Genomic DNA, 2,330 nt, shown 5'->3' with positions numbered 1-2,330 from the left:
GGGCGCAAATCGGCGACGCCGCGCTGGATCAAGCCCTGGCGACGGCGCCGCCGGCCGCGCGCGCCTTCTGGCGGATCGGGGACTGATTTCCCGCCGCAAAAACATTCGCAAAAACCCGCGCCTCTGCTATCAGACCGACATGAGCAAAGACACGCCCGACAAGACCCGCCCCACGCGCAAACCCGCTGCAAAAAGGCCTGCGGCGAAAAAGACCGCGCCCGCGGATCGCGCCTATGAAGGCGAGCGCATCGCCAAGGTGATGGCGCGCGCCGGCTTGTGCTCGCGCCGCGACGCCGAATTGTGGATCGAACAGGGCCGCGTCGCCGTCAATGGCGTGGTTCTGACCAGCGCGGCGAAAAATGTTTCCGATCAGGACAAGGTGACGGTGGACGGGCGGCCGCTCAACGCGCGCGAGCGCACGCGGCTGTTCCTGTTCCACAAGCCGCGCGGGCTGGTCACGACCGATCGCGACCCGGAAGGGCGCCCGACGGTGTTCGACTATATCGCGGAGAAAAACCCTTCTTTGCCCCGCCTGATGTCGGTCGGACGGCTCGACATCAATACGGAAGGCCTGCTGCTGCTCACCAATGACGGCGGCCTCGCCCGCGTGCTGGAGCTGCCCTCGACCGGCTGGCTGCGCCGTTATCGCGCCCGCGCCAATGGCGAGACCGATCAGGCGCGGCTCGACACGCTGGCGAAGGGCGTGACCATCGACGGGGTCGATTACGCCGGGGTCGAGGCGAAGCTCGACCGCGTGCAGGGGGCCAATGTCTGGATTACGCTCGGCCTGCGCGAGGGTAAGAACCGCGAGGTCAAGCGTCTGCTCGAACATCTCGGCCTCGCCACCAATCGCCTGATCCGCCTGTCCTATGGCCCGTTCCAGCTCGGCGAAACGCCGGAGGGCGCGGTCGAGGAAGTGCGCACCCGCGTGCTGGCCGACCAGCTCGGGACGGCTCTGGCTGAAGAAGCGGGGGTCGATTTCGAGGCGCCGGTGATCGACCGGACGCCGGCGCCTGAATATGAGCGGGAACGGCGTCCGATGCGCGAAGGCGGCCCCCGTGCGAAACGCCCGCCGGCGGAACAGGCGGAGAAGAAAGTCCGCCCCGAAAAGAAGATGGGGACCGAAAAGCCCGGGCCGCGCAAACATGTCACGGCCTTGCGCAGCGAACGCGACAAGGCGGAAAAAGGTCCGCGCCGCCGCACCGAGAGCAGCGCGACCGAGGACCGCAGAGGCCGCAAGGTGGTGGTCGAGCGCGTCAGCACGGCGGGGCCGCGCGTCGAGCCGGACGACACCCGCAACGCCCGCCGCTTCCGCGCGGAGCGGGAAAAGACGGAGGCGCCCGCGCGCACGGAGCCAGCCCGGAGAGGCCCGCCGAGGAAAGCCGGGCCGCGCTCCGAACGGGTCGTCGGCGAGACCGGCGCCGCCAAACATTTCCGCCGTGATGGGGCGTCACGCGACGAGAAGGCCGGCGGCCGGGATTTTGCGCGCCCGCGCGACGAGAAATCCGGCGGTCGGGACTTTTCCAGGCCGCGCGGGGAAAAGCCGAGCCGGGGATTCGGCGACAGGCCGGCGGGGGATCGTCCGCAGGGCCGGAAACCGACGGGCGGCAAGCCTTTCGGCGGCAAGCCATCGGGCGGCAAACCATCGGGCGGTCCTTCGGGGCCGAGAAAGCCGCGCGGCAAATAATTTCGCCTCATCGGGGCGGCCTGGAGCGACTGCGACGCCGCGCTGATGCGCGGCTTCCATGATCGCGGCGCGTCGCGATCATGGAAAAGGCATTCATCGATGCGGATTGTTGGGGGGCGGCTGAAGGGGCGGGCGCTGCACGGCCCGAAAGGCGAGGGCATCCGCCCGACCTCGGACCGCCTGCGCGAGACGCTGTTCAACATTCTCGCCCATTCCTATGACGATCCGGTTCCCGGCGCGCGGGTGATCGACCTGTTCGCCGGCACGGGCGCCTTCGGGCTGGAGGCGGTTTCGCGCGGCGCCGATTTCAGCCTGTTCGTGGACGATGGCGCCCAGGCGCGGGCGTTGCTGCGCGAGAATGTCGAATCGCTCGGGCTGGGCGGCGTCACCCGCATCTTTCGCCGCGACGCGCGGCGGCTCGGCGACAAGCCGCCGGGCGCGCCCTACACGCTCGCCTTTCTCGATCCGCCCTATGATCGCGGTTTGGCTGAACCGGCTCTGATCTCGCTCGCGAGAGGCGGCTGGCTGGCCCCCGACGCTCTGGTGATCGTGGAGGAAGCGACTGCGGCCATGTTCGAGCCCGCGCCCGGTTTCGACCTGCTTGAGCGGCGCGATTACGGCGAGACGGAGGTGATTTTTTTGC

General features: G+C 69.1%; 2 protein-coding genes. Both read left to right on the top strand.

Going from position 1 to position 2,330, the window contains the following annotated elements; translation table 11 throughout:
- Nucleotides 1–139 precede the first annotated feature (139 nt).
- On the top strand, nucleotides 140–1,687 hold the full coding sequence (locus ACE3S9_RS18655; protein ID WP_374547972.1) for a pseudouridine synthase: 1,548 nt from the start codon (nucleotides 140–142) through the stop codon (nucleotides 1,685–1,687).
- A 99-nt stretch (nucleotides 1,688–1,786) separates the two neighbouring features.
- Nucleotides 1,787–2,330: 16S rRNA (guanine(966)-N(2))-methyltransferase RsmD (rsmD, locus tag ACE3S9_RS18650; protein ID WP_374547970.1), on the top strand; the 544-nt coding region annotated here is incomplete at its 3' end.

The organism is Rhodoblastus sp. (assembly GCF_041915505.1).
Classification (GTDB): Bacteria; Pseudomonadota; Alphaproteobacteria; order Rhizobiales; family Beijerinckiaceae; genus Rhodoblastus.
The sequence above is the reverse complement of the archived record's forward strand: the minus strand, read 5'-3'. Positions and strand labels throughout refer to the sequence as shown.